The organism is Cobetia sp. SIMBA_158, from assembly GCF_046566945.1.
Lineage (GTDB): Bacteria > Pseudomonadota > Gammaproteobacteria > Pseudomonadales > Halomonadaceae > Cobetia > Cobetia amphilecti.
On the sequence record NZ_JAWJYL010000003.1, the window covers coordinates 1 to 22,557 of the forward strand.

General features: G+C 59.4%; 18 protein-coding genes and 1 pseudogene. 6 read left to right on the forward strand and 13 right to left on the reverse strand.

Translation table 11 applies throughout. From position 1 onward, the window contains the following. Positions 1-209, forward strand: a 209-nt coding sequence (locus tag R2R70_RS06005; protein WP_410977578.1) for a hypothetical protein, incomplete at its 5' end; no start/stop codon positions are given. A gap of 212 nt (positions 210-421) precedes the next feature. Here R2R70_RS06005 and R2R70_RS06010 read toward each other — a convergent pair. From R2R70_RS06010 to rihA, 3 genes are all read right to left on the reverse strand, one after another. Then, entirely contained in the window at positions 422-649 is a 228-nt protein-coding gene (locus R2R70_RS06010; RefSeq protein ID WP_077376078.1) for a glutaredoxin family protein, read from the reverse strand. 171 nt (positions 650-820) lie between these two features. Beyond that, positions 821-2,536, reverse strand: coding sequence for a GMC oxidoreductase (locus tag R2R70_RS06015; RefSeq protein WP_410977579.1), 1,716 nt, complete (start codon positions 2,534-2,536; stop codon positions 821-823). A gap of 118 nt (positions 2,537-2,654) precedes the next feature. Continuing rightward, the gene (gene rihA / locus R2R70_RS06020) at positions 2,655-3,596 is read right to left on the reverse strand and encodes a pyrimidine-specific ribonucleoside hydrolase RihA (RefSeq protein WP_410977580.1); all 942 of its coding nucleotides are present in this window, start codon (positions 3,594-3,596) and stop codon (positions 2,655-2,657) included. A gap of 516 nt (positions 3,597-4,112) precedes the next feature. On the opposite strand from rihA, the gene R2R70_RS06025 reads away from it, so the two are divergent. The 3 genes from R2R70_RS06025 (at position 4,113) to R2R70_RS06035 (ending at position 8,660) form a co-directional block, all read left to right on the forward strand. Then, positions 4,113-5,414 (forward strand): MFS transporter, encoded by a 1,302-nt coding sequence (locus R2R70_RS06025; RefSeq protein ID WP_303568094.1) that lies wholly within the window; start codon positions 4,113-4,115, stop codon positions 5,412-5,414. 1 nt (position 5,415) lies between these two features. Continuing rightward, positions 5,416-7,941, forward strand: a complete 2,526-nt coding sequence (locus tag R2R70_RS06030; protein ID WP_410977581.1) for a glycoside hydrolase family 3 C-terminal domain-containing protein — start codon at positions 5,416-5,418, stop codon at positions 7,939-7,941. A gap of 65 nt (positions 7,942-8,006) precedes the next feature. Further along, positions 8,007-8,660, forward strand: a complete 654-nt coding sequence (locus R2R70_RS06035) for a TetR/AcrR family transcriptional regulator (RefSeq protein ID WP_303568092.1) — start codon at positions 8,007-8,009, stop codon at positions 8,658-8,660. Positions 8,661-8,704: 44 nt separating this feature from the next. Here the strand turns inward: R2R70_RS06035 and R2R70_RS06040 are convergent, their stop codons facing one another. From R2R70_RS06040 to R2R70_RS06065, 6 genes are all read right to left on the reverse strand, one after another. Continuing rightward, positions 8,705-9,355: a DsbA family oxidoreductase gene (locus R2R70_RS06040; RefSeq protein ID WP_410977582.1), complete on the reverse strand. Its 651-nt coding sequence runs from the start codon at positions 9,353-9,355 to the stop codon at positions 8,705-8,707. Between the two features lie 223 nt (positions 9,356-9,578). Beyond that, complete coding sequence (gene mmuM / locus R2R70_RS06045; RefSeq protein WP_410977583.1) at positions 9,579-10,595, reverse strand: homocysteine S-methyltransferase; 1,017 nt, start codon at positions 10,593-10,595, stop codon at positions 9,579-9,581. Then, complete coding sequence (locus tag R2R70_RS06050; RefSeq protein WP_410977584.1) at positions 10,585-12,009, reverse strand: amino acid permease; 1,425 nt, start codon at positions 12,007-12,009, stop codon at positions 10,585-10,587. The genes mmuM and R2R70_RS06050 overlap by 11 nt, the downstream gene beginning before the upstream one ends. Continuing rightward, on the reverse strand, positions 12,002-12,148 hold the full coding sequence (locus R2R70_RS06055) for a hypothetical protein (RefSeq protein WP_410977585.1): 147 nt from the start codon (positions 12,146-12,148) through the stop codon (positions 12,002-12,004). The genes R2R70_RS06050 and R2R70_RS06055 overlap by 8 nt, the downstream gene beginning before the upstream one ends. Before the next feature lie 355 nt (positions 12,149-12,503). Beyond that, positions 12,504-13,775, reverse strand: a complete 1,272-nt coding sequence (gene gabT, locus R2R70_RS06060) for a 4-aminobutyrate--2-oxoglutarate transaminase (protein ID WP_410977586.1) — start codon at positions 13,773-13,775, stop codon at positions 12,504-12,506. A gap of 104 nt (positions 13,776-13,879) precedes the next feature. Beyond that, positions 13,880-15,373, reverse strand: a complete 1,494-nt coding sequence (locus R2R70_RS06065) for an NAD-dependent succinate-semialdehyde dehydrogenase (RefSeq protein ID WP_317292026.1) — start codon at positions 15,371-15,373, stop codon at positions 13,880-13,882. A 240-nt stretch (positions 15,374-15,613) separates the two neighbouring features. Between R2R70_RS06065 and R2R70_RS06070 the strand changes: the two genes are divergently transcribed. Next, a complete protein-coding gene (locus R2R70_RS06070; protein WP_410977587.1) occupies positions 15,614-17,170 on the forward strand; it encodes a PLP-dependent aminotransferase family protein in 1,557 nt (518 codons plus the stop codon). A 52-nt stretch (positions 17,171-17,222) separates the two neighbouring features. Here the strand turns inward: R2R70_RS06070 and R2R70_RS06075 are convergent, their stop codons facing one another. From R2R70_RS06075 to R2R70_RS06090, 4 genes are all read right to left on the reverse strand, one after another. Next, entirely contained in the window at positions 17,223-18,308 is a 1,086-nt protein-coding gene (locus R2R70_RS06075; RefSeq protein WP_339927117.1) for a hypothetical protein, read from the reverse strand. A 213-nt stretch (positions 18,309-18,521) separates the two neighbouring features. Continuing rightward, a complete protein-coding gene (locus tag R2R70_RS06080) occupies positions 18,522-19,544 on the reverse strand; it encodes a patatin-like phospholipase family protein (RefSeq protein WP_107334707.1) in 1,023 nt (340 codons plus the stop codon). A 302-nt stretch (positions 19,545-19,846) separates the two neighbouring features. Further along, complete coding sequence (locus R2R70_RS06085; protein ID WP_107334708.1) at positions 19,847-20,701, reverse strand: SDR family oxidoreductase; 855 nt, start codon at positions 20,699-20,701, stop codon at positions 19,847-19,849. A gap of 200 nt (positions 20,702-20,901) precedes the next feature. Beyond that, on the reverse strand, positions 20,902-21,255 hold the full coding sequence (locus R2R70_RS06090) for a hypothetical protein (protein WP_410977588.1): 354 nt from the start codon (positions 21,253-21,255) through the stop codon (positions 20,902-20,904). A 443-nt stretch (positions 21,256-21,698) separates the two neighbouring features. Between R2R70_RS06090 and R2R70_RS06095 the strand changes: the two are divergent. After that, positions 21,699-22,379, forward strand: a pseudogene (locus R2R70_RS06095) (spermidine synthase); the annotation flags it as partial. Positions 22,380-22,557: the final 178 nt, after the last annotated feature.

Genomic DNA, 22,557 nt, shown 5'->3' on the forward strand with positions numbered 1-22,557 from the left:
TGCTGAGTTCTGAGTATGACATGAGCGCAATACCTTACAGGGAAACTCAGGTGTTGCACTCAGAATCTGCGGCCAAGACCTATTGGAAGGAGATGATAGAAATTTGGGATGAGATTTTACCAGAAGTAAGAAGAATTAGTAGATATGAGTCCCCATTTGGAATGATGAGTTTTACTAGCACTTTTCGTGATATGATCGAAAGTAATTAATAGCATTTTTTCGATTTTATGATAGCTGAATTTAGGTTTAGTTATAACTTGCTGCTAGCAATTAAGTATTGAAGAATGTTGCATATCATATTGATTTATGACAGAGGCATGACAACCATTTCTGCGATAATGGTTGTCATGATCATGTGGTAAGAATGCACAGGGATGCCAAAGTATATCTTGCGTTGCTGTCGTTATAGATGATGACTCACTCAACCCTTATACAACTGATTGAAGCCCTTCACGCTGAACCCCTTCAGGAATTGATCGCCAATCTTCAGGACAGGCACGCTGCGAAAGCCGGTCTTGGCGAATTCCTTCTGTCCCGCAGGGGATCGGACATCCACCAGGCGGAAGCCGATCTTCTGCTGCTCGAGATACTGCTTGGCTGTCTGGCAGTGCGGGCAGTTCGCCATGGTGAAGAGTGACACCCGTTTCATTGCTGTTGCTCCCGTGTTGATCGATCTCGCGTGTTGTAGGCACCTGGCCTGAGATGCTGGTGGGCAATGATACCAGCCGTCGCTTTCTCTCTATACCAGCACTTCCTGCGCCAGCACCTTTTGCACCAGTACTTCCTGCACCAGCACTTTCCACACCGGGCCTTGTGAAGGTCAGTCCTTGCGCGGGATATGGCTCATTGCATGTTCCGCCAGGGCGGTGATGGTCAGGCTGGGATTGACGCCCAGATTGGCGGCGAGCATCGAGCTGTCACAGATCAGCATGTTGCGGTAATGGAAGACGCGGTTTTGCCCATCGCAGACGCCGTCCTCGGGGGAGGCCGCCATGGCCGCGCCGCCCATGCAGTGCGCTGTGGTGGGGATGTTGAAGAGTATTTCGGGGATGCTGCTGCCGGGGATGGCGCCGATGGCCTTTGCACCACGCGTGACGAAATCATTCGCCTCGGGGATGAAGGTCGGGATGCGCTTGCCCTCGGTGACCAGCGCCTTGCGCAGCGGCCAGTACCACAGGCGTTTGAGCTTCATGTTGAGGTGGCCATCTGCCGTCTGCATGCACAGAAAGATGATCGTCTCCTTCGCGAAGCCCCACGGCAGCTGGAATTTCAGCGCCCGCCGCGGATTGGCCGCCACCACCTTCGCCATCGCTCCCAGCCACGAGAAGGGCCGTGTCCAGCCGGGCTTGCCCCTGGCCATCGCGGTGAACAGCAGCCCCATGAAATCGGAGCCCGCCGGATAGCGCGTGGCTTCGATATGGGTGTGCTCATCGATATGAATGCCGGAGCCGATGGCGATGCCCTTGGACATGTCATCGTGACTGTCTGGCATGCGACAGCTGATCAACGACTCCGCATTGGTGCGCACCCGCTTGCCCAGCGCGTTCGAGATATTCGGCAATGAGCCCCTGTCCCTGAGGTGGAACAGCAACTCCTGGGTGCCGAGCGACGAGCCTGCGAAGACGATGGACTGGCAGGTGACGCGGCGCTTGCCCAGCCCGAGATAGAGCCCGGCGAAGGTGGAGGGCACCGTCGTCACCGCATAGCCATCGGCCCCATCCGCCTTGCCATTGAGCGGCACGACATCGATCACCTTGGTCTCGGCGTGTACCTGGGCACCGTGCTTCTCGGCCAGATACAGATAGTTCTTGTCGAGACTGTTCTTGGCGCCGTGCCGGCAGCCCATCATGCAGCCACCGCAGCCGATGCAGCTGTGTCTTTCGGGGCCTTCGCCAGCGAAGTAGGGGTCTGCATGCGCGCTACCGGCGGCTGACGTGGCGCTTTCTCCCTCGGGGCCGAAGAAGATGCCGACCTCGGTGGGGTACCAGGTGTCTTCGCAGCCGGCGACCGCCGCCATGCGTTTCAGGTGGTGATCCGCTGGCGCGATGATCCGATTGGTCGTCACGCCGAGCATCTGCTTCGCCGTGGCGTAGTGCGCCGGCATCACCGCATGCCAGTCATTGAGCCCCGCCCACTGGCCGTTGTCCCACACCCTGTCGGGCGGCACCAGCAGCGTCTGCGCATAGGTGATGGAGCCGCCGCCCACCGCGTTGCCATGCAGCACGATGACATGGCGGAAAAAGCTCATGGTGAAGAAGCCGCGCAGCCCTAGCATCGGCCGCCACAACCAGCGGCTCAGCCGCCAGTTGGAGCGCGGCATGTTGTCCGGTGTCCAGCGCTTGCCCTGTTCCATGACCGCCACGCGATAGCCTTTCTCGGTCAGGCGATGCGCGCACACCGAGCCGCCAAAGCCCGAGCCCACGATGAGGTAGTCATGATCGTGCGTATGGCTGTGTTTAAGGCTGTGCTTATGGCCGTGCTTATGGCCGTGTGTCTGCTGCGCGGTGTCACTGGCATGGCGATCGGTCTCTGACATGGCGGCTCTCTTCAGGGAAGCGCTGCTCTCAGCAGGAAAGAGCGCCTCGCACGGCGCTGGCTGGGCGACTGCCTTCTGGATGCTGGTGAGCGGGCTAGCGAGGGGGCTAGCGAGGGGGCTAGCGAGGGAAATGCAGCGCCAGCTGCCGGACGATCAGGTCGACGAAGCCCTGGCGCTCGATATCGAACAGCACTCTGGCGTTGTGCGGCTTGCCGGTGAGCTGATAGCGGTCCACCACCGTCATGCCCTGGGTGTGCTCGCCCTGTGTCTCGACCCCGACCCAGCAATCGACAGCGGTGAACAGCTCAGGCTTCAGCAGCCAGGCGATGGTGCAGGGGTCATGCAATGGCGCACCGCTGAAGCCCCACTTGGGGTCACGGTGGTAGATCATGAAGAAGTCGAGCAACTCGGCGACACACTGGGCGACGGGATTGTCGATGGCGCGGATGCGCTCGATGTCCTCATCCATGATCTGCGCCTGATGGGTAACGTCCAGCCCGCACATCACGATGGGCAGGCCGGACTTGAACACCATGTCGGCGGCTTCGGGGTCGACGAAGATGTTGAACTCGGCGGCGGGCGTCCAGTTGCCGACACCGGCCGCGCCGCCCATCAGCACGATGCTGTCGATGCGCGAGTGCAGCTCAGGATAGGCTGAGAGAAACAGCGCGATGTTGGTCAGCGGGCCGGAGGGCACCAGCGTGACCTTCTGCTCACAGGCGCGGACCTTCTCGGCCATCAGCTCGATGGCGCTCTGTGTGACAGGGGCAAAGCCGGGGTTCGGCAGTTCAGGGCCATCCAGGCCACTTTCGCCATGCACGTTGTCGGCGATGATCAGCTCGCGCGCCAATGGCTTGGGCGCACCGCCCGCCACCGGGACATCGTGGCGGCCCAGCAGGGTGAGCACCCGCAGCGCATTGTTGAGCGTCTTGTCGGGCGTCTGATTGCCGGCGCTGGTGGTGACGGCCAGTACATCGAGCGCATCTGAGCTAAGGGCCAGAATCAGCGAGATGGCATCGTCGTGGCCGGGATCACAATCGAGAATGATGGGGCGCGGCATGCGGCAGTCCTTGTCGTGAGTCGTCTTGTTGTCGTGGCTTGCCTCTATAAGCTTTTCCTTTATGCCTGAACGCAAAACGACACGCCATCCTTGCGAAGGGCGTGTCGTTTCGCGTTGCGGGGGATGCTGATGATGTCAGCCAGTACCTGTTGTTACCCGACATCCTTGGCGCCGTGGAGGTAGAAAAATCGCGCAGCATTTTTTCAAGAGGATCTCTTGCCCGAGAGTGAGTCATGAAAGCCGTGAGAGGTTGTGGATGTCGAGCACCATTCAGAGGCTGAGAACCTGAAGAGTGCAGAGTTATCAGTTTATTATCTTTATTAAATATATAGATAGATCATTTCACGTTTATTCTTCGGTTTGATGTTTGTCAATAGTTTCCCCGCGCTGTCATGTCTTAAGTCGTAAAGACGTTAGGAGTAAATACTTTTTGTTAATAGTTACTGTTAACTATTCGCTGCTAATGTTGCTTTACCAGCCTGGTGCCGCTGTGATTTCTCACATAGGAGCAAGGAAATGGCTTACAGCAACAATAATATCTATGTCCCCAGTCGTAACCAGAGTCGTTCTCTAGTCAAAGATGATGCCACTGCCATAATACCCAAGGGCGCAATATTCATAGCAGCTTTGGGATTTGCACAATTCTGCCTGTTCGTTGCGTTATTGGGTCCTGTCATGGTGTCAATGGTCTTGAAGGCAGAAACACTCTCTGGCGATTCGCTGGCAATTACCAATATCGTCGGAAATGTACTCGGGGTAGGTGCTATAGCAGCACTGATAGGCAATGTATTGTTTGGTTATCTTTCAGATCGTACCCGGTCAAGGTATGGACGTAGACGCCCTTGGATCGTGGGCGGTGTGCTTTTCATGGCGTTATCTCTTTATATGATAAGCCTGGCGGATAGCGTAGCTGTATTATTGATCGCATGGTTTTGTGCTCAGTTGGGGGCGAATGCCGCATTTGGGCCTTTCATCGCAACGCTATCCGATCAATTGCCACGAACACAGTATGGTAAAGCGTCTGCTGTGATAGGCATTGCACAGAATGTCGGTGTGCTCGCCGCCACCTGGTTGGCCAGCAAGCTGTCGGGAGACATGTTCTTGCTGTTCATGGTGCCGGCTTTCATCGGGGTTGCTGGAATGTTGGGGTATGCCCTGATATTGAAAGATCCACCCAGTGAAGAACCGGCGACAGAATTTCAACTCAAGAATTTGCTAAAAGCGTTCTGGGTCAACCCTGTCAAGCACTCCGATTTTGGCTATGCCTGGCTTTCCCGTTTCCTCGTTATCTTCTCTACCTTTCTTTTTACGACCTATCGATTGCCGTACGTCATAGAACACTTCAGTTCAGAAAGCAATGCCGTGGATATAGTGTTCAATGGAGTATTGGCTTATACCATTTGCCTGGTCATTTGTGGCTATCTGGCAGGCAAGATATCAGACAGATTGGGGAAGCGGAAAGTCTTTGTCTTTGCGTCTCTCGTTATCTTCTCGATAGGCACGTATTCATTGATCCATCTTGATTCCATAACGCAGTTTTATATTGCCGAAGCCTTGTTAGGTGCAGCCTTTGGTATTTATACCAGTGTCGATATGGCACTTGTATTGGAGGTGCTGCCTAATCCAGATCGGTGTGGCAAAGACTTGGGTGTATTCAACATAGCAGGGGTGTTGCCTCAGTCATTGGCTCCTCTGACCGGCGCAATACTATTGAATATGACCTCAGGAGATCCGAATTATCATCTTCTGCTGATCGTGGCTGGTGTCTCCGGTTTATTGGGGGCTATTACAATACTTCCGATTAAAAAGGTGAAATGATATGAATTCCAGTGTCCTGGTTGATAAAACTTCCCTCAAGTATGCGGACAAGATAAAAAAGCTGTCACTTGCGGAAAAAGTCGAGCTATTGAGCGGCAAGTCAGCATTCACACTGCACGGCAATGCCTCAATAGGCTTGCAGCCGCTGGTATTTTCAGATGGACCGACAGGTGTGCGCGGGCTGAAGGCTCTCAATGGCGACAAGGTCGCACTGTTGCCCAATGCTACCTTGATCGCGAGTGCGTGGGATGATGATGTTGCAAGAGAAGTCGGCGAGATCCTCTCCGAGGAAGCGTGGCGTCAAGGGGTCGATGTGGTGCTTGGGCCTACCATCAATTTGCATCGAACGCCTTTGGGCGGAAGACTTTTTGAAGCCTATTCTGAAGATCCCTACCTGACAGGAAGGACCGCCACCGCCTATGTGCAAGGTATGCAGGACAATGGGACTGGCGCGTGTCTGAAACATCTTGTCGCCAATGAATCAGAAACTCTGCGCAATTTCGTGAACTCGGTCGTTGACGAATCCACCCTTCGGGAGTTGTATCTTCTCCCCTTTGAAATGGTGGTAAAAGATGCCAATGCCTGGTCAATCATGTCTGGTTACAACGATGTCAATGGCTTGCCGGCATCGTCTCAGGACAAGATCAAGAATACCATCGTGAAAGGTGAGTGGCGGTGGGACGGATTGATAATGAGTGATTGGTATGCGACCAAATCAACTGTTGCTTCCGTCAATGGCGGATTGGATCTAGTGATGCCAGGCCCTGGTGGTCCCTGGAAGCAACGGCTGATATCCGCCGTGGAAAGCGGGGCTGTGCTTGAAAGCACCGTGGATGAGCATGTCAGTCGATTGTTGTTGCTGGCTGATCGAGCGGGCAAGTTGGACTCTGATACCAGAATCGGCCCTCTTGACTCATGTCTCGCTCCTGATTCTGATCAAAGAAGACAACAATTGCGCCGTATCGCGTCTCGTGGCATGACGCTGCTTTACAATAATGATGTGTTGCCGCTCAACAATGCCCTGTCGAAAGCCGACAAGAAGATATCTTTGATAGGGCGACATGCCATCGATACGGTTTGCATGGGAGGAGGGTCTGCCAAGGTCAATCCCCCTCACCAGATATCTCTGGCTGATGCGCTAGCTCAGCAGCTTGAAACTGAACCTGCAATCGTCGATGGGGTGGAGGTTCGTGAGCGACCCTTGCCTGCTGATACACAGTACATTTCTGACCCTCAGAGTGGGCAGCCGGGGATGCGTGTCGTTTTTCTGGACGAAAATGATGAGGTGATGAGGTCCTGGTCAGAAGACAGCGCTGCGATTACGCTGGAACGCGAAGATGGCGTGAAAGAATTTCCGCATAGAATCATCTTTGAAGCCCGGTTATCGAATACATGTTCTGACTGGGAGGTGGGAGGTATCGGTGCAGGTTCATGGAGCATCACGATTGATGATGAATCTTATTCTGAAAATCTCTCATACAAGAGTTTTGACCCTGGTGAATCTGTCATATGTCCTGCGTCTACCACACGTCTTTATACCCAGGTTGGCGGAAAGATTCTCAAAGCAACTCTGGAACTCAATGTCATCGATTGGCGTCATGAACTGGAACAGAAACTAAACATCTCCATTCCTGATGAAAGTCACATGTTTGAAATGACGTCTCAAGGACTGTTTGCACTGGCGGCAACTCCAAGAAGGCATACTGATGACGAGGCCCTGATCGCTGCCGAAGAGAGTGCGAGAGCGACAGATGTTGCTATCGTCATGGTGGGGCTTACGGATGAGGCGGAGACAGAAGGTACCGACAAGGAAACACTTTCGCTACCAGGACGACAGAATGAAATGGTCGCTCGTGTCGCCAATGTTGCCAAGAAGACCATTGTCATCGTCAATGCAGCCACCCCTGTCTTGATGCCATGGGCAGATGATGTTGATGCCATCCTGATTGCCGGCTTGCCAGGCCAGGAGGGTGGACATGCGATAGCAGATGTTATCGTCGGCCGCAGTGAACCTACGGGCAGGCTCGTGACTTGCTACCCCATTGAGGATGGGGCATCTCCCGCGTGGTCAGTGCAACCCGATGACAACTTGAATCTGGTATATGAGGAGAAATCCTGTATAGGTTATCGTGGCTATGACAAGGAAATTTCGCCAGCCCCCCTGTACTGGTTTGGCAGTGGATTGGGATATGGCGTATGGAACTACGAAAAAGTGAAGTTATGTTCTTATATTCCCGGCAGTGAATGTGTCCTGAAGGTAACGCTATCGAATACAGGTGCCATGGATTCTCGGGAAACGGTGCAGGTCTACTTCAGACCAGAAGATAATGATCAACCAATACGCCTGGTGGGTTATCAAGGCGTGGATGTGTCAGCGGGCCATCAAGAGACTGTTTCCATAAAATGTGATCCCCGTTTATTCAATTCCTGGGATGCATCAACTGGTCAGTGGAATATACTGGCACAAGGAGAACTGATCATTGCACGTGGACTGGGAGACAAGCGGCTGAAGATTGCATTGACTTGAGAAACTAAGTAAGTTGAAAAGGAGGTAGCCACAGCTACCTCCTTTTCATAACAAGAGTTTACAAGATGAATTCTTCCGTGAATGGTCGCAGAACCGTCGGACGACCGCGCAATACCGATAGCGACGCTCGACGTGAAAGGATTCTGGAAGTCGCAACTGATATATTCTCACGCGATGGATATAGAAGTACTGCCATGACGACGATCGCCAGAGGGGCTGGCTTGAGTCAGACAGGCCTGTTACATCATTTTCCCAACAAGAATGCATTGTTGAACGCAGTCATGACGCGTCGCGATTCTCTTGACTGGCTAAAGATTGATCTGGCTGGCACTCGTGCACGCGGATGGGACTATATCGAAAATCTTGTTTCCCTAGTGGAAAACAACCAGGAAAACAAGAGTATCGTGAAGCTTTTCACCACGCTTTCCGGTGAGGCAGTGGATATTGATCATCCTGCCAATCAGTGGCTACTGGAACATCATCAGTCCTTCTCTGATGCGATATGTCAGGCCTTGAAGGAAGCCATGAGCGATGGAGTTATCGATGCCAATGCCCCTGTTGAATCCATTGCCAGAACCATCATGGCAGTCATGGATGGACTGCAGATTCAATGGCTCTCGAATGCAGACTATACAGACATGTCTCACGACTTTTCCCTGTATATCGACACCGTCCGCCAACAATGGCAGGCGCCTTGCAAGGCAGAACAAGACACATGAACACACCTGCAACAGGCGTGTTTTCCTGACGTATCATTCTTCTCTCATGCCTGCTGGGCACGCGCCTCATTGAGCATCTGCACCAGCACTTCCACCGGCTGCGCGCCGGGCACGTAGTACTGGCCGACAATGGTGCTGGGCACCGACTGGATACCGGCGTTGCGCAGCGCCTCCTGCTGGGCGGCGACTTCCTGCTCGCCCGCGTCGGAATCAAGGAAGGCCAGCGCCTGTTCGATGCTCAGATCGTCATCGTGCTGGCTTGCGATCTCGGCCAGCACCTGGCGGTCACCCACGTCCTTGCCATCGTGGAAGTAGGCGCTGAACAGGGCTTCCAGCAGCGGGCGCTCCGCCAGACCCTTGGATTGCTGGCGCCAGACGATGCGCTGGGCATCGGTGGAGTTGGGCGTGCGCTCCATCAGGGCATGGCGGAAGGTGACGCCACTCTGCGCGCCGGCCTGGGCCACCTGGGCATCCAGTTCCGCGCCGCGCTCGACACTGCCGAACTTCTGCGCGCGGTAGTCGGCCCGCAGCATGCCTTCACGTGGCACCCACGGATTGAGCTGGAAGGGCAGGTAGTTCACACGCACCTCATCCTTGAAGTCGAGTTGCGCGATGGCGTCATCGAGATGGCGCTTGCCGATCCAGCACCAGGGGCAGACCACGTCGTAGGCGACCTGGATATCGAGCTGTGCCATGGGATTCTCCTGCTGATCTCTCATGCGCTCTTTACTACAACGTAAAGGCCACGGTGAGAGCATGTCGAAATGATTTTGAGCAATCGCTCATCAGTGTCCTGCCATCCTAGCGATTTGGGGCGTGGGACGCTACCGAAAACGCCCTGTCCGATCATGTGTCATGACCGGACAGGGCGTTCGTGTTCAGTGCTGTGTAATTACTGCACCGGGCTCAGCAACTCAATCAACTCAGTGCCTTGCGCAGATCCGACAGGGCGCGGATGTCGTCCGGGCCGGTGCGGCAGCAGCCCCCGATGGCCGTGGCGCCGGCGGCCAGCCAGCGCGGTGTCCAGCCGGCGAGGTCATGGTCGTGGTCATAACCATGTTCAGAGCCATGCTCAGAGCCGTGGCCATCGGCATCTGAGACGGCGCAGGCGGCAGACCAGGTCTTGGTGACTGGGTCATAGACCTCGCCGGAGTTCGGGTAGATGACGATGTCCTTGTCCGTCTCGCCGCGAATCTCGCGCACCAGCGATTCGATGTGCTCAAGCGCGGTGCAGTTGACGCCGATGGCGACCACCTGCTTGCAGTCGGCGATGACGCGCACGGCATCACGGATCGGCGTGCCGTCGCTCAATTCGGTCGCGTTGCGCGCGCTGAAGGCGACCCAGGCACGCGCCGTCGGGAAGTCATCGCGCAGCAGGTCACACACGGCCAGTGCTTCCTCGGCGCAGGGGAGTGTCTCGACGGCGAGCACGTCCGGCTTGGCATCGAGCAGCGTGGCGAGGCGGGCACGGTGGAAGTCGCGCAGGCCGGCGCGGTCCAGCACGTAGCCACCACGGTATTCGCTGCCATCGGCGAGCCAGGCGCCATAGGGGCCGACGGAGGCCGCGACCAGCGGTGGGCAGTCCAGGCGCTCTGGGTGCGCTGCCAGATAGTCGCTGCGGGCCTGCGCCGCCAGGGTCACGGAGCGCTGGATCAGCGCGCTGGCCTGGGTCTCGCTCAGGCTGCGTGCCATCAGGCCTTCGAGCGTTGCCTGGTAGCTGGCCGTGGTGGCGACATCGGCACCGGCCTCGAAGTAGGCGCGGTGGACATCGACGATCGCCTGCGGATCATCGGCGAGCACCTTGGCCGACCACAGCGAGTCGTTGAGATCGAACCCGGCGCGCTCAAGCTCGGTGGCCAGGGCGCCGTCAACGATCATGAAGGGCTGGCGCGCGGTGATGGCGTTCAACGGGTTGCGGGTGGCATCAGCGGGCATCGAGGGCCTCCTGCGGGGTCGGGTTTGCAGAATTCGCGGCGTCACCAGACGTGCGATGGGTCAGATAGTGCACCAGATAGCACAGCGCCACGAAGGGCACGCCGAAGTAGAGCGCGATGCGCTGGTTGGGATCGAAAGCGATACCGATGCAGGCCAGCGCGCAGAACAGGAAGGCGGCAATCGGCACGACGGGATACAGCGGCGCGCGGTAGGTCAGCTCGCTGGCGCTATGGCCGGCCTTCAGCCACTGGCGGCGGAAGCTGAACTGACTGGCGGCGATCGCCATCCACACCAGTACCACGGCAAGCCCGGAAATCGACACCAGCGCCAGATAGAGGGTGTCCTCGGCATACACGCTGGAGAGCAGCGACAGCAGGCCGCCGAGCATGGTGATCAGCAGTGCGGGCACCGGAATGCCGCGCTTATTGACGCGACTGAACACGCGCGGCAGCGTCTTCTGGTCCGCCAGGGTCCACAGCATGCGCGAGGCGGCGTAGAGGCCGGAATTGGCCGCTGACAGCAGCGCGGTGATGATCACGAAGTTCATGATATCCGCCGCGTAGGGAATGCCGGTGAGCTGGAAGACCGCCACGAAGGGGCTTTCCTTGAGGCCGGCGCTGTCCTGCGGCAACAGGGCGGCGATGACGATGATGGTGCCGATGAAGAAGATGATCAGGCGCCACAGAGTCGCGCGGATCGCCAGGGGCACGTTCCTCTCGGGGTTCTCGCTTTCGCCGGCGGCGATGCCGATCAGCTCGGTGCCGGAGAAGGCGAAGCTGACGGCCAGCAGCGTCATCAGAATCGGCATCACGCCGTGATCGAACACGCCTTCCTGCAGGATACGCGTGACGCCCGGGGCCTCGACATTACCCGCCAGGGGCGTGAAGCCGAACATGGCGGCGGCGCCCACCGCGATGAAGACGATCACCGCGGCGACCTTGATCAGTGACAGCCAGAATTCGGATTCGGCGAAGAAGCGCGCCGAGACGATGTTCATGCCGAACACGATCAGCGAGAAGATGCCGCACCAGATCCACGGTTCGACGCCGGGGAACCAGCGCCCCATGAACACGGCGGAGGCGGTGAATTCCGAGCCCAGCGCCACGGCCCAGGTCAGCCAGTAGAGCCAGGCCACGGTATAGCCGGTGGCAGGGCCCAGATAGCGGCTGGCATGGGCGCTGAAGGCGCCGGGTTCCGGGTGATGCACGGCCAGTTCGCCGAGGCACATCATCACCAGATAGACCACCAGGCCGCCGATCAGATAGGCGAGTACTGCACCCGCAGGCCCCGCCTGCTGGATGGTATAGCCGGAGCTGAGAAACAGGCCGGTGCCGATGACACCGCCCAATGACAACATCACCAGATGGCGCTGCTGCATGCTGCGTTTGAAGTCGGTGGCGTTGCTGTCAGACATGGTGGGTGTCACTCGTGGAGCTGATGATCTGACTGTCGCTCAGGCTGGTGACCAGACTGTCGATCATACTGGTGATCAAAGCGTGCTCGTGCAGGCCGCGCTCGTACAGGCAGGGCGGATGGATGGACACATGTGGCATGGCAGAAACCGGCTGGAGGTGGGAGGGGAAACAGGCCGGATATGATAAATGAGCGATAAAGTCTATCCCAACGAATCATCAAGCCGATTGGCTATATATTTAGATGGGCAACTAACGGTGAGGTGCGCGATTGGTGGTTGAAGAACCCCGCAGTGGCAGGGCTTGGCGCGATAATTCATCTCATGCCTTATGGAATGGTCGTGCTGCATATCGCCAGCCTTTTCACAATGATGTCGTTGCCATCTGTCGTGTCATATTGTGCGATGGCAGATTGCAGAAAACGCAAAACGGCCACCCGAAGGTGGCCGCTGTTTTTCTGCATGCCTGCGCTATACGTTCTGCGCCAGGCAAGCGATCAGGCGAGGCTTTCCAGCGCCTGCTCGATGATGGCGAGACCTTCCTCGAGCACTTCCGGCTCGACGGTCAGCGGCACCAGGATACGGATGGTGTTGGAGTAGAAGCCACAGGACAGCAGGATCAGCCCCAGCTCCTTGGCCTTGGCACATACGGCGGCGGTCGCGGCGGCGTCCGGCTGGCCATTGGCATCCACCAGCTCGAAGGCGGCCATGGAGCCCTGGTTGCGCGGGTGAGCGACATGCGCAAAGCGCTCTTCCCACTTGGCGAAGCGCGCGGCCAGCAGCTCGCCCATCTGGGTGCTGCGCTCGAGGATGTTCTCTTCACGGATGACGTCGATGACGGCCAGCGCCGCGGCGCAGGACAGGGCGTTACCGCCGTAGGTGCCGCCCAGTGAGCCCGGGCCGGAGGCATCCATCACCTCGGCGGTACCGACCACTGCAGACAGCGGCATGCCGTTGGCCAGGCTCTTGGCCATGGTCATGATGTCGGCTTCGACACCGCTGTGCTCCATCGCGAACAGCTTGCCGGTACGCGCGAAGCCGGACTGGACTTCATCGGCGATCAGCAGGATGCCGTGCTCGTCACACAGTTCACGCAGCGCGGTCAGGAAGCTCGGCGAGGCGATATAGAAGCCGCCTTCGCCCTGCACCGGCTCCAGAATGATGGCTGCGGTACGGCTGGCCGGGATGTCGGTCTTGAACAGGGTGCGGATGGCGTTCAGGGACTGCTCTTCGCTGATGCCGTGCTTCTCGTTCGGGTAGGGCGCGCGGTAGACGTCACCCGGCATCGGGCCGAAATCACCCTTGTACGGTACGACCTTGCCGGTGAGGGCCATGGTCATCATGGTGCGGCCGTGGAAGGCGCCGTCGAAGGTGATGACGCCGCTGCGGCCAGTGGCGGCACGCGCGATCTTGATGGCGTTCTCGACCGCTTCCGCGCCGGAGTTCATCAGCAGTGCCTTGCGCTTGGGGCCACGCACCGGCGTCAGTTCACACAGCTTCTGGCTCAGTTCGACGTACAGCGGGTGGGACATCACGCCAGCGGCGGTGTGCATCAGCTTGTCGAGCTGCGCCTTGACGGCAGCGACGATCTTCGGGTGACGGTGGCCCAGGTTGAGCACGCCGATACCGCCGGCGAAGTCGATCCAGCGGGTGCCATCCGCGTCCCAGATTTCCGCGTTCAGTGCGGTGTCGGCTGACTGCGGGGTGGCGGTGGCGGCACCACGTGCAACGTACTTCTTCTTGAGAGTTTCGAGTTGAGCGTTATTCATCTTGTTCTCCGTACGGATTTCATCGGCATGCGCTGTGCACGCCTGTCACTGTTCGGGGCCCGCACGCCGTGGCGTGCGGGAATCTTGTCGAGAGTTGCCGCGCCTCAGAGGCCGCCGATGCAGACGTACTTGAGCTCGGTGAACTCTTCCAGACCGTGGTGTGAGCCTTCGCGACCCAGACCGGATTCCTTGATGCCACCGAAGGGCGCGAGTTCGGTGGAGATCAGGCCTTCATTGACGCCGACCATGCCGTATTCCAGCGCTTCCAGCGTGTGCCAGATGCGGCGGTAATCGTTGGCGTAGAAATAGGCGGCCAGACCGAACGGGGTGTCGTTGGCCATCGCGATGGCTTCCTCGTCCTTGCCAAAGCGGAACACCGGCGCCAGCGGGCCGAAGGTTTCCTCATCCGCGACGACCATGTCGGTAGTGACATCGGCCAGCACGGTCGGCTCGAAGAAGCTGTGACCGAGAGCGTGCTTCTTGCCGCCAGTGACCAGGCGCGCGCCCTTGTTGACGGCATCATCGACGTGGCTCTGCACCTTGTTGACCGCCGCATCGTTGATCAGCGGGCCGATGGTGTTGCCTTCGACCAGGCCATCACCGACCTGCATGCTCTCGACACGTGCCGCGAGCTTCTCGACGAAGGCGTCGTAGACACCGTCCTGAACCAGGAAGCGGTTGGTGCACACGCAGGTCTGGCCGGCGTTGCGGAACTTGGAGGCGATGGCGCCATCGACGGCCGCATCCAGGTCGGCATCATCGAAGACGATGAACGGTGCGTTGCCGCCCAGCTCCATCGCGGTCTTCTTGACGGTGGAGGCACACTGCGCCATCAACGTCTTGCCCACCGGGGTGGAGCCGGTGAAGGACACCTTGCGGATGCGCGGGTCGGTGGTCAGCACTTCCCCGATGGCGATCGGCTTCATGGCGGTGACGACACTGATCAGGCCCTTGGGCAGGCCGGCTTCCAGCGCCAGGTCCGCCAATGCCAGTGCGGTCAGCGGCGTGGCTTCGGCCGGCTTGATGACCACCGCACAACCTGCGGCGATCGCCGGGGCGCACTTGCGGGTGATCATCGCCAGCGGGAAGTTCCACGGCGTGATCGCGGCCACCACGCCGATCGGCTCGCGCAGCACCATCAGGCGCTTGTCGGCGCCGTGGGACGGCAGGGTCTCACCGGCCATGCGCTTGGCTTCTTCGGCGAAGAATTCGATGAAGGAGGCACCGTAGGTCACCTCGCCACGCGACTCCGCCATCGGCTTGCCCTGTTCCAGCGTCATCAGCTGGGCGAGGTCTTCACGGTGCGCCAGCACCAGATCGAACCAGCGACGCAGCAGTGCGGAACGCTCCTTCACCGGCACCTTCTTCCAGGCGTTGCCGGCGATCTCGGCTGCGGCGACGGCGTCACGGGTGTCATCGGCGCTGACCTCGGCGACACGCGCCAGCTGCTCGCCGGTGGCTGGATTGGTCACGTTGAAGGTGGTGCCGGTCTCGCGGTGCTCGGTACCGATGAGCGCCGGGACGAAGACGTCGCTGCTGGTTTCCGAATTGACGTAGCGCTTCAGGAAGTCGCTGATCGGGAGGGCGGAACGGGACATGTGAAGCTCCTGCTGCTGGCGATGGTCGTTGGACACGAATACGGGGCTGCGGGGTTGGTCGCGCTACCCGCCTGACTGATGAAACACACGCTACCAGCGCCATGCACGATGGCGAATAGACCAATTTTGCGTTTGACTGGACCAATCGGCAGGGGCTGCGGATAATCAGGGCTGAATGGGCGCTGCGCGCCGCCTGTCAGGCGAGTAGCTGGCGGGGGGTGGACAACCTCGGGAAGCTGCGTGACAGCACTACGACAACGGGAGACCGGGATGGAAATGGCCGCGCTTGAGCCGCTGATCGAATGTTATCGCCGCCAGTCCGAGACGCTGGGCAAGCAGGTACGGCTGGAGCAGGCGTTGCTCGAGGTGATTCGTGAGCAATGGCCACTGGGCGCGCGGCTGCCGCCGCATCGCAAGCTGTGCGAGGCGCTGGGGGTGGCGCGCAATACGCTGGCCTTGGCGATCAAGTCGCTGATCGAGGAGGGCTATCTGCACACCGGCCAGGGGCAGGGCACCTGGACGCGTCGCCCGCATGCGCGCAGGGCAAGTACTGGATCGGGGGAGTCAGGGGCGGCGGAGTCAGGGCCGGGCGCGACGGGGGCAGCACCGGCACCGCTGCCGTTGTCGGCGCGGGCCCGCAAGGTGCTGGGCGGGCAAGGGGCGAGTCTGATCCAGAGTGGCGCCTTCGTGCCGGGTATCCCGGACATCGCGCGCTTTCCGATGCGTAAGTGGCGTCAGCTGTATGCCAGCGTGACGGTGCCGCACAACGCGCTGCTGCTGTCCTACTCCAGCGGCGGCTATGGTCCGCTCAAGCGTGAGATCCGCGATTTTCTGCGTCGTTGGCGCAATATCGATTGTGATACCCAGCAGATCATCATCACCGAGGGCACCCACCACGGCATCGAGCTGTGCGCGCTGGCGCTGGCGGATGCTGGGCAGCGGGTGGTGATGGAGTCACCCTGCTATTGGGGCGCGCGCAATGTCTTCCTGGCCGCAGGCCTCGAGACCCGGCAGATTCCCTGGCGGCCGGTGGGCGATACGACGAGTGATACGACAAGTGAGGCAGGACACGATCTCACCTCGCTTGGCGAGGGACCGGTGCAGATCGCCTACTTCACCGGCTCGCATCACTATCCGCTGAGTGTGCCCACCTCGCGGCGTGACAAGCAGAGACTGTGCGAGGCCTGTCAGCCCGCCTATATCCTCGAGGATGATTACGAGTTCAGTGGTGATGATCACGGTGAGCTGCTGTTTGATCCCGATTCCGGCAATCGCCTGCTGGTGGGATCGTTCTCCAAGCTGATGTTCCCCGGGCTGCGGCTGGGCTATCTGGTGGTGCCGCGCGCGCTGGCCGGGCCGATGAATCGCCTGCGCAGCGAGGTGTTCCGTGAGGGGCGCATGCTGGATCAGGCGGTGCTGGCGCAGTTCATCGCCGATGGTGATCTGGACGCCTGGTATCAGCGCATCCAGCGAGATTATCTCGGCCGACAGCAGGTGGTGCATGACCAGCTGTGTCAGGTGAAGGGCGTGATCAGCGTCTCGCCGCCGTCGCGCGGCATCAGTCTGTGCGTGCAGTTCGCCCCCGAGATCGACGACCAGCGCGTCGCGCAGCTGATGGTCAAGGAGCATCTGATCGTGCGGCCACTGAGCATGGTCTGCAGCAGCGAGGATTCACGACGCGGGCTGGTACTGGGGGTCGGCATGCTGGCGGGTGAGAGTCTGGTCAGCGAGGTGGCGCGCCTGAGACGCACGTTGGAGAGCATTCTGAGCATGCGGGATATTCGTCGCCACAACTGAAAACGCCTTCGCTGGCAGGGCGAAGGCGTGGTATCGACACCGGTTGCGTGCGTTATTTTGCCTGCTGCATGCGCTCGGTCAGCTTGCGGAATTCCTCGCGCATGGCGCTGTTCTCGAAGCTGGTGGCGACCGGTACCTGCAGGCCGGCGAGGGTGTCGAAGGTCTTGACGCCCTGGCGGATCAGGTCGGCGACGTGGGCGCTGAGCTTGACGGTGCGATAGGTATTGGTCGCCACTGCAAGCTCGCGCTGACTCTTGGTCAGAGAGGTCGTGACGCGGTCGCGCTGCTCGGTCACCAGCGAGCGATACAGGTTGATCGTCTTGAGCGTCAGCGCATTGGCGCGGATGTTGTTCTCCAGACTCTCGCGTGATCCGCCTTGCTTGATCAACGTACGGGCTTCGCGCGTGGTGGCCTCGGCTTCGTCGGCGAAGCCTTGCAGTTGCGGCAATACCTCGTCATTCACGCGCGTGATGAAGTCCTGCTGCATGGTCACGATCATGCGGTGAAGCATGACGACCATGCCGTAATAGCGCCGCGCGTAGTCGAGGTTCTCGCCGCTGTCGCGGGTCAGCTCGGCGAGCTGCTGGGCCACCGACTTGATGCTGGCGAAGACGACACTCATGGTCAGCACATCATCGCCGACCACCGAGGACAGCCACACTTGGACCTGGTCCGGCGTCAGGGTGATGCCGATCTCCTCGAGTCGCGCGGCCAGCTTGCCTTCCAGCGTGGTCAGCTCGCCTTGATAGGCGGCGATGTTCTTCTCATGCGCGGCGATCAGCAGATCATAATCGCCGCGCGTGCTGGCGGTGAATTCGCGCAGGGTATCGGTGGGCGTGAGGCGCGTCAGCGTCGAGACATCAGTGTCCGGCGCGAGGATGCGCTTTTCCTTCAACTCGGAAATCTCGCGGCGCGATTCGCGAATCTTGTCCTCGACCTGGCGATAGGTGCTGCGCAGTGTCGAGAGTTGTGGCACGTCGAGGGCCTGCATGGCTTCCTCGATCATCTCGTCCATATCGCTGCGCGCAGACGCTTGATCGCGGCTGATCCAGGCCTCTTCCGGCAAGGTATCCATTTCATCGAAATAGCTGACCGCCTTCTTCAGGGTGGCGAAGGCTTCCGGCTGGTCAAAGCGCATATCATCGTCTGACTGCGCTGTAGTGGGTACGAGAATCGCCAGAGATAAAGTGAGAGTTACCAGCATTCGCCATGTTGAGGTGGCGGGGCGAATGCGAGTGTCTTGCGGTGTGCCATGTGTCATTAAATAAACTCGGGTCAGCGTGAAGCACGGCAGCGCAGAGTAGCAAAATCGCTGACAGACGTCTCCGAGTGCAATGTGTGAAAGGTTTGGTCAGTGCGGTTGATAGGCTTGCGGCCGGCCGGTGAGGGGATCGATGCGATCAAGCGACGGCCCTTGATAGCGGTCGGTGATCAGGGCCACCACGGCGTCACCGTATTGCTCGAACCAGAAATCGCCCATGGCCTTCAGATGCCTGATGTTGGTGGTGCTGATGTCGTCCATCGCGTCATCAGGTGCCTTGAGCATGCCGGGTTGTGGGCGCATCTCGGCATTGACGCGGATGTAGCTGCCCGGCGGCGAGATGGTGATGGCCTGATAGCCGACCACCTTCTCATCGGAGAGCACGTCGATGAGGCTGCCTTCCAGTACCCACTGCACTGCGCCCCAGTGCTGGGAGTCCGGGCCATTGATCTTGCGCGTGCGAGTTCCAGTGCCGATCGACAGCACGCGACGCGGCTCATGCGGCCACAGGCGACAGGCTTCGGCGATGGCGCACATGGTGGGGTTGTTGGCGATGACGCCGCCATCGATCAGCCAGGTCTGCTCGTTGTCCGGCCCGAGCTTCATGTCACGGGTCGGGAAGTAGGTGGGCGCCGCGCTGGAGGCGTCCGCGACCTGCCAGGCCAGCAGCTTGTGATGCTCGCGCTTGCTCGACTTCAAGACATGCGGGCGGCGTCTCTCTATCCCGTAGGTGACGACAAGTACCTGCTTGCCAGCGGGGACATCCCTGAGCTTGGCCTGACCGAGGTGCTTCTTGAGCATCGTGCTCTTGCCCTTGGCCTCGTACTTGGGCGCATTGATGCCATCGAGTTCGAACCAGCCGCGGTTGTCGGCGAAGATCTGCCTGGCACTGGTCGCGCTGTAGAGCCCGCTTATGTCCTCGAGGCTCATGTTGGTGGTGGCCAGCGCCAGCGCGATCAGGCTGCCGGTACTGGTGCCCGCATAGAAATCGACCCGCTCACGCAGACTGGTCTGGTGGTCATTTCTGAGTGTCGCGTCGACACGCATCAGAAACTGCGCGGTGGCCGCCCCGCGTATGCCGCCGCCATCCAGTGAAAGAATCAGCTTGGACATGCTTGTCTCCTGCAGAGCGGATAACGCTCAGTCCTGTCCACAGACAACGACTGTGGTTGCTACCAGAATAGAGAGGCCACTGGTTTTCAGCCGACTGAAATGACTGATACGGACAAACAGCAGGCCCTGATACTGGCAGGGAGAGCAGAGGTGATGTGAACGCGGATCAAGCGCTGAGGCGCGGCGCGTCTTCCATGAGCAGACCTCTATGCGAAACAGGCCGCCCAAGATGGGGCGGCCTGTTTCGTATCGAGCATGTCGCATCACACCGGCTTGCTCAGGTGTGTGCTGAAGGTCTGCGATCAGGTGTTGAGCACGACGCCACCATTTAGGTGAATCGTCTGGCCTGTCATGTAGCTTGAGTCTTCGCTGGCCAGATAGACGTAGGCCGGGCCCATTTCGCTGGGCTGGCCGGGGCGTTCCATCGGTACCTGCTGGCCGAAGTTGGCGACCTTCTCATCCTCGAAGCTGGCGGGGATCAAGGGGGTCCACACCGGCCCGGGGGCGACGGCATTGACGCGAATGCCGCGGTCCATCAACGTGCCGGACAGTGAACGTACCAGTCCCTGGATGGCGCCCTTGGTGGCGCTGTAATCGATCAGGCTGTCATTGCCCTTGAAGGCGTTGACGGACGAGGTGGCGATGATGGAATCGCCTTTGGAGAGGTGCGGCACGGCGGCCTTGATCATGTAGAAGTGACTGAACAGATTGGTCTTGAAGGTGCGCTCGATCTGCTCGTCATCGATCTCGGTCACGTCATCCCAGTCGTACTGCTCAGCGGCATTGTTGACCAGAATATTGAGCTGTCCGAATTCCTCCATCGCGCCCTCGACGACCTTGCGGCAGAAGGTCGGGTCGCCGATATCCCCAGCGATGCGGCGTCCGCGTCTGCCTTCGGCTTCGATCAGGCGGATGGTCTCCTGGGCATCGACTTCTTCACTGCCCAGGTGCGTGATCAGACAATCGGCACCCTCGCGTGCGAAGTGCACGGCGGCGGCGCGACCGATACCGCTGTCACCACCGGTGATGACTGCCACCTTGCCCAGCAGCTTGCCGCTGCCGCGATAGCTCTCGCGGATGTATTCGGGCTTGGGGTCCATGCGATGTTCATCGCCCGGTTGATGGTTCTGATGCTGTGGGGGCTGTTGCTGAGTCATGCCGTCACCTCCGGTTCGTTGATCGTGAATGCGCTGATGCGCGTTCAGACGCTGAACGTCTCCCCACAGATCTGTGGACGATCGTGGCGGATTAAACCCCCTTGATCATGATTTTCTTGTTTAGCGATATAAAAACGCCCAGCCCCGTGTGAACGGAGCTGGGCGTCAGAATGTCTCGTCATCGGCAAGCCTGACGGTTGTCAGGAGGCGATATCCTCATGCTTGTCATGCATGGTGGCTGGCGTACTGGCGCCCGCTGCTATGGCCTGCGCAAGCGGAACACGCGGCTCGCTTTCCTCGGTCTGTTCTATTCCGTGCAGGCTCGGCAGATTGGCAGGATCATGCCCGGGGCCGGTTTCGAGGCTGGGCAGTGCCTTGCGAATGATGCTGGCGCACAGGGCACGGTGTGCATGCAGTGTCAGACCTTCCCGTTCGAGGAATTGTAGCAGCCGAGTGGCTGAGACCAACGCCACGATGGGATGGAGATCGCGAAAGTGTTCCTCGACCTGGCTGGCACTGATCGTCGCGAGTCGCTCCGGGTGGGTATGCGGCATCGAAATATCCTCTTTTCGGGTTCCGATGAGTCGGAATCTTGGGTGCTACTTCAGGTGTCACGCTGCCTCGACGGCGGTGGGGCTTGCCCATCTGCCGGCGTGACCGCTGCGCTTTCCTTGGCCCAGCGGTCATTGGTCTTGCGGTGACAGCTCGTACTGAGAGTGTTCGTGCTGAGAGTCTTTGCTTTACGACGGTGTTGCGTTCTTCAAAAGCTAGTATTAGAGAATTCGCGAATATCTTCCAGCCTTGATGCGCGCATGCTCTCATTTTTATCGTGCTTTCGCGAAACTTCATGCCTTCGCGCAGGCGGATACCTGCCACGGGGTTCTGACTGTTAGACTAACGCTTCCCCATGTCGTACAGATGTCCGTCATGTTGAATATAGTCAGGATGGCCACGAAGCCACCTGACAGATGATCATTTTTCCTTCTATGGATGTGCCATGAAACGCTTTGTGCTGCTCGATACCGCGCCGATCCCCGGCACGACGGATTCGTTGTGTCTGTTCGAGTATGGCGAGGACTTCGTCATCAAGATCGAGAGCGGCAAGGGCGGGCAGCTGATGAATACCCGCATGCATGGCTCGGAAGATGCGCTGGCAGAGATTCCGGCCGGTCTGCTCAAGAGTCGCGGCACGGCCTCGGCGCCGCAGCGTGTATTGATCGGCGGGCTGGGGATGGGCTTCACGCTGGCCGCCGCACTCAAGCACTTCAAGGCCGATGCCGAGGTGGTCGTCGCCGAGCTGGTGCCGGGAGTGGTGGCCTGGAATGACGGCCCGCTGGGGGCCAAGGCGGGCTACCCGATTCGGGATCCGCGCACGACAGTCGAGAATCGCGATGTGGCCGAGGTGCTGCGTGAAGCGCCCGGCGGCTTCGATGCCATCATGCTGGATGTGGACAATGGCCCGGAAGGCCTGACCGCGGATGACAACGACTGGCTCTACAGTGCAGAGGGGCTGGCGGTGTGTGCCAAGGCATTGCGACCGGCAGGCATTCTGGCGGTGTGGTCGGCCACGGCCGATGCGCGCTTCTCACAACGCCTGTCGCGGGCCGGGTTCAAGGCCGAGGCACGTCAGGTCTACGCGCATGGCACCTCGGGGGCCAAGCATACCATCTGGATCGCGCGTTACGTGGGGCGTGCGGAGAAGCCTGATGACAAGACGAAGGCCGGGAAAGGCAATGGCAAGCGCTCAGGCAGCCCGAGCAGAAAGCCGGCATCGAAGGGTGCCGCACGGCCGCCGCGCCGCAAGTAAGCTGAGTGTCTCGTTGCTGATGACGTGATGGATGACTCTTCGCCTCACG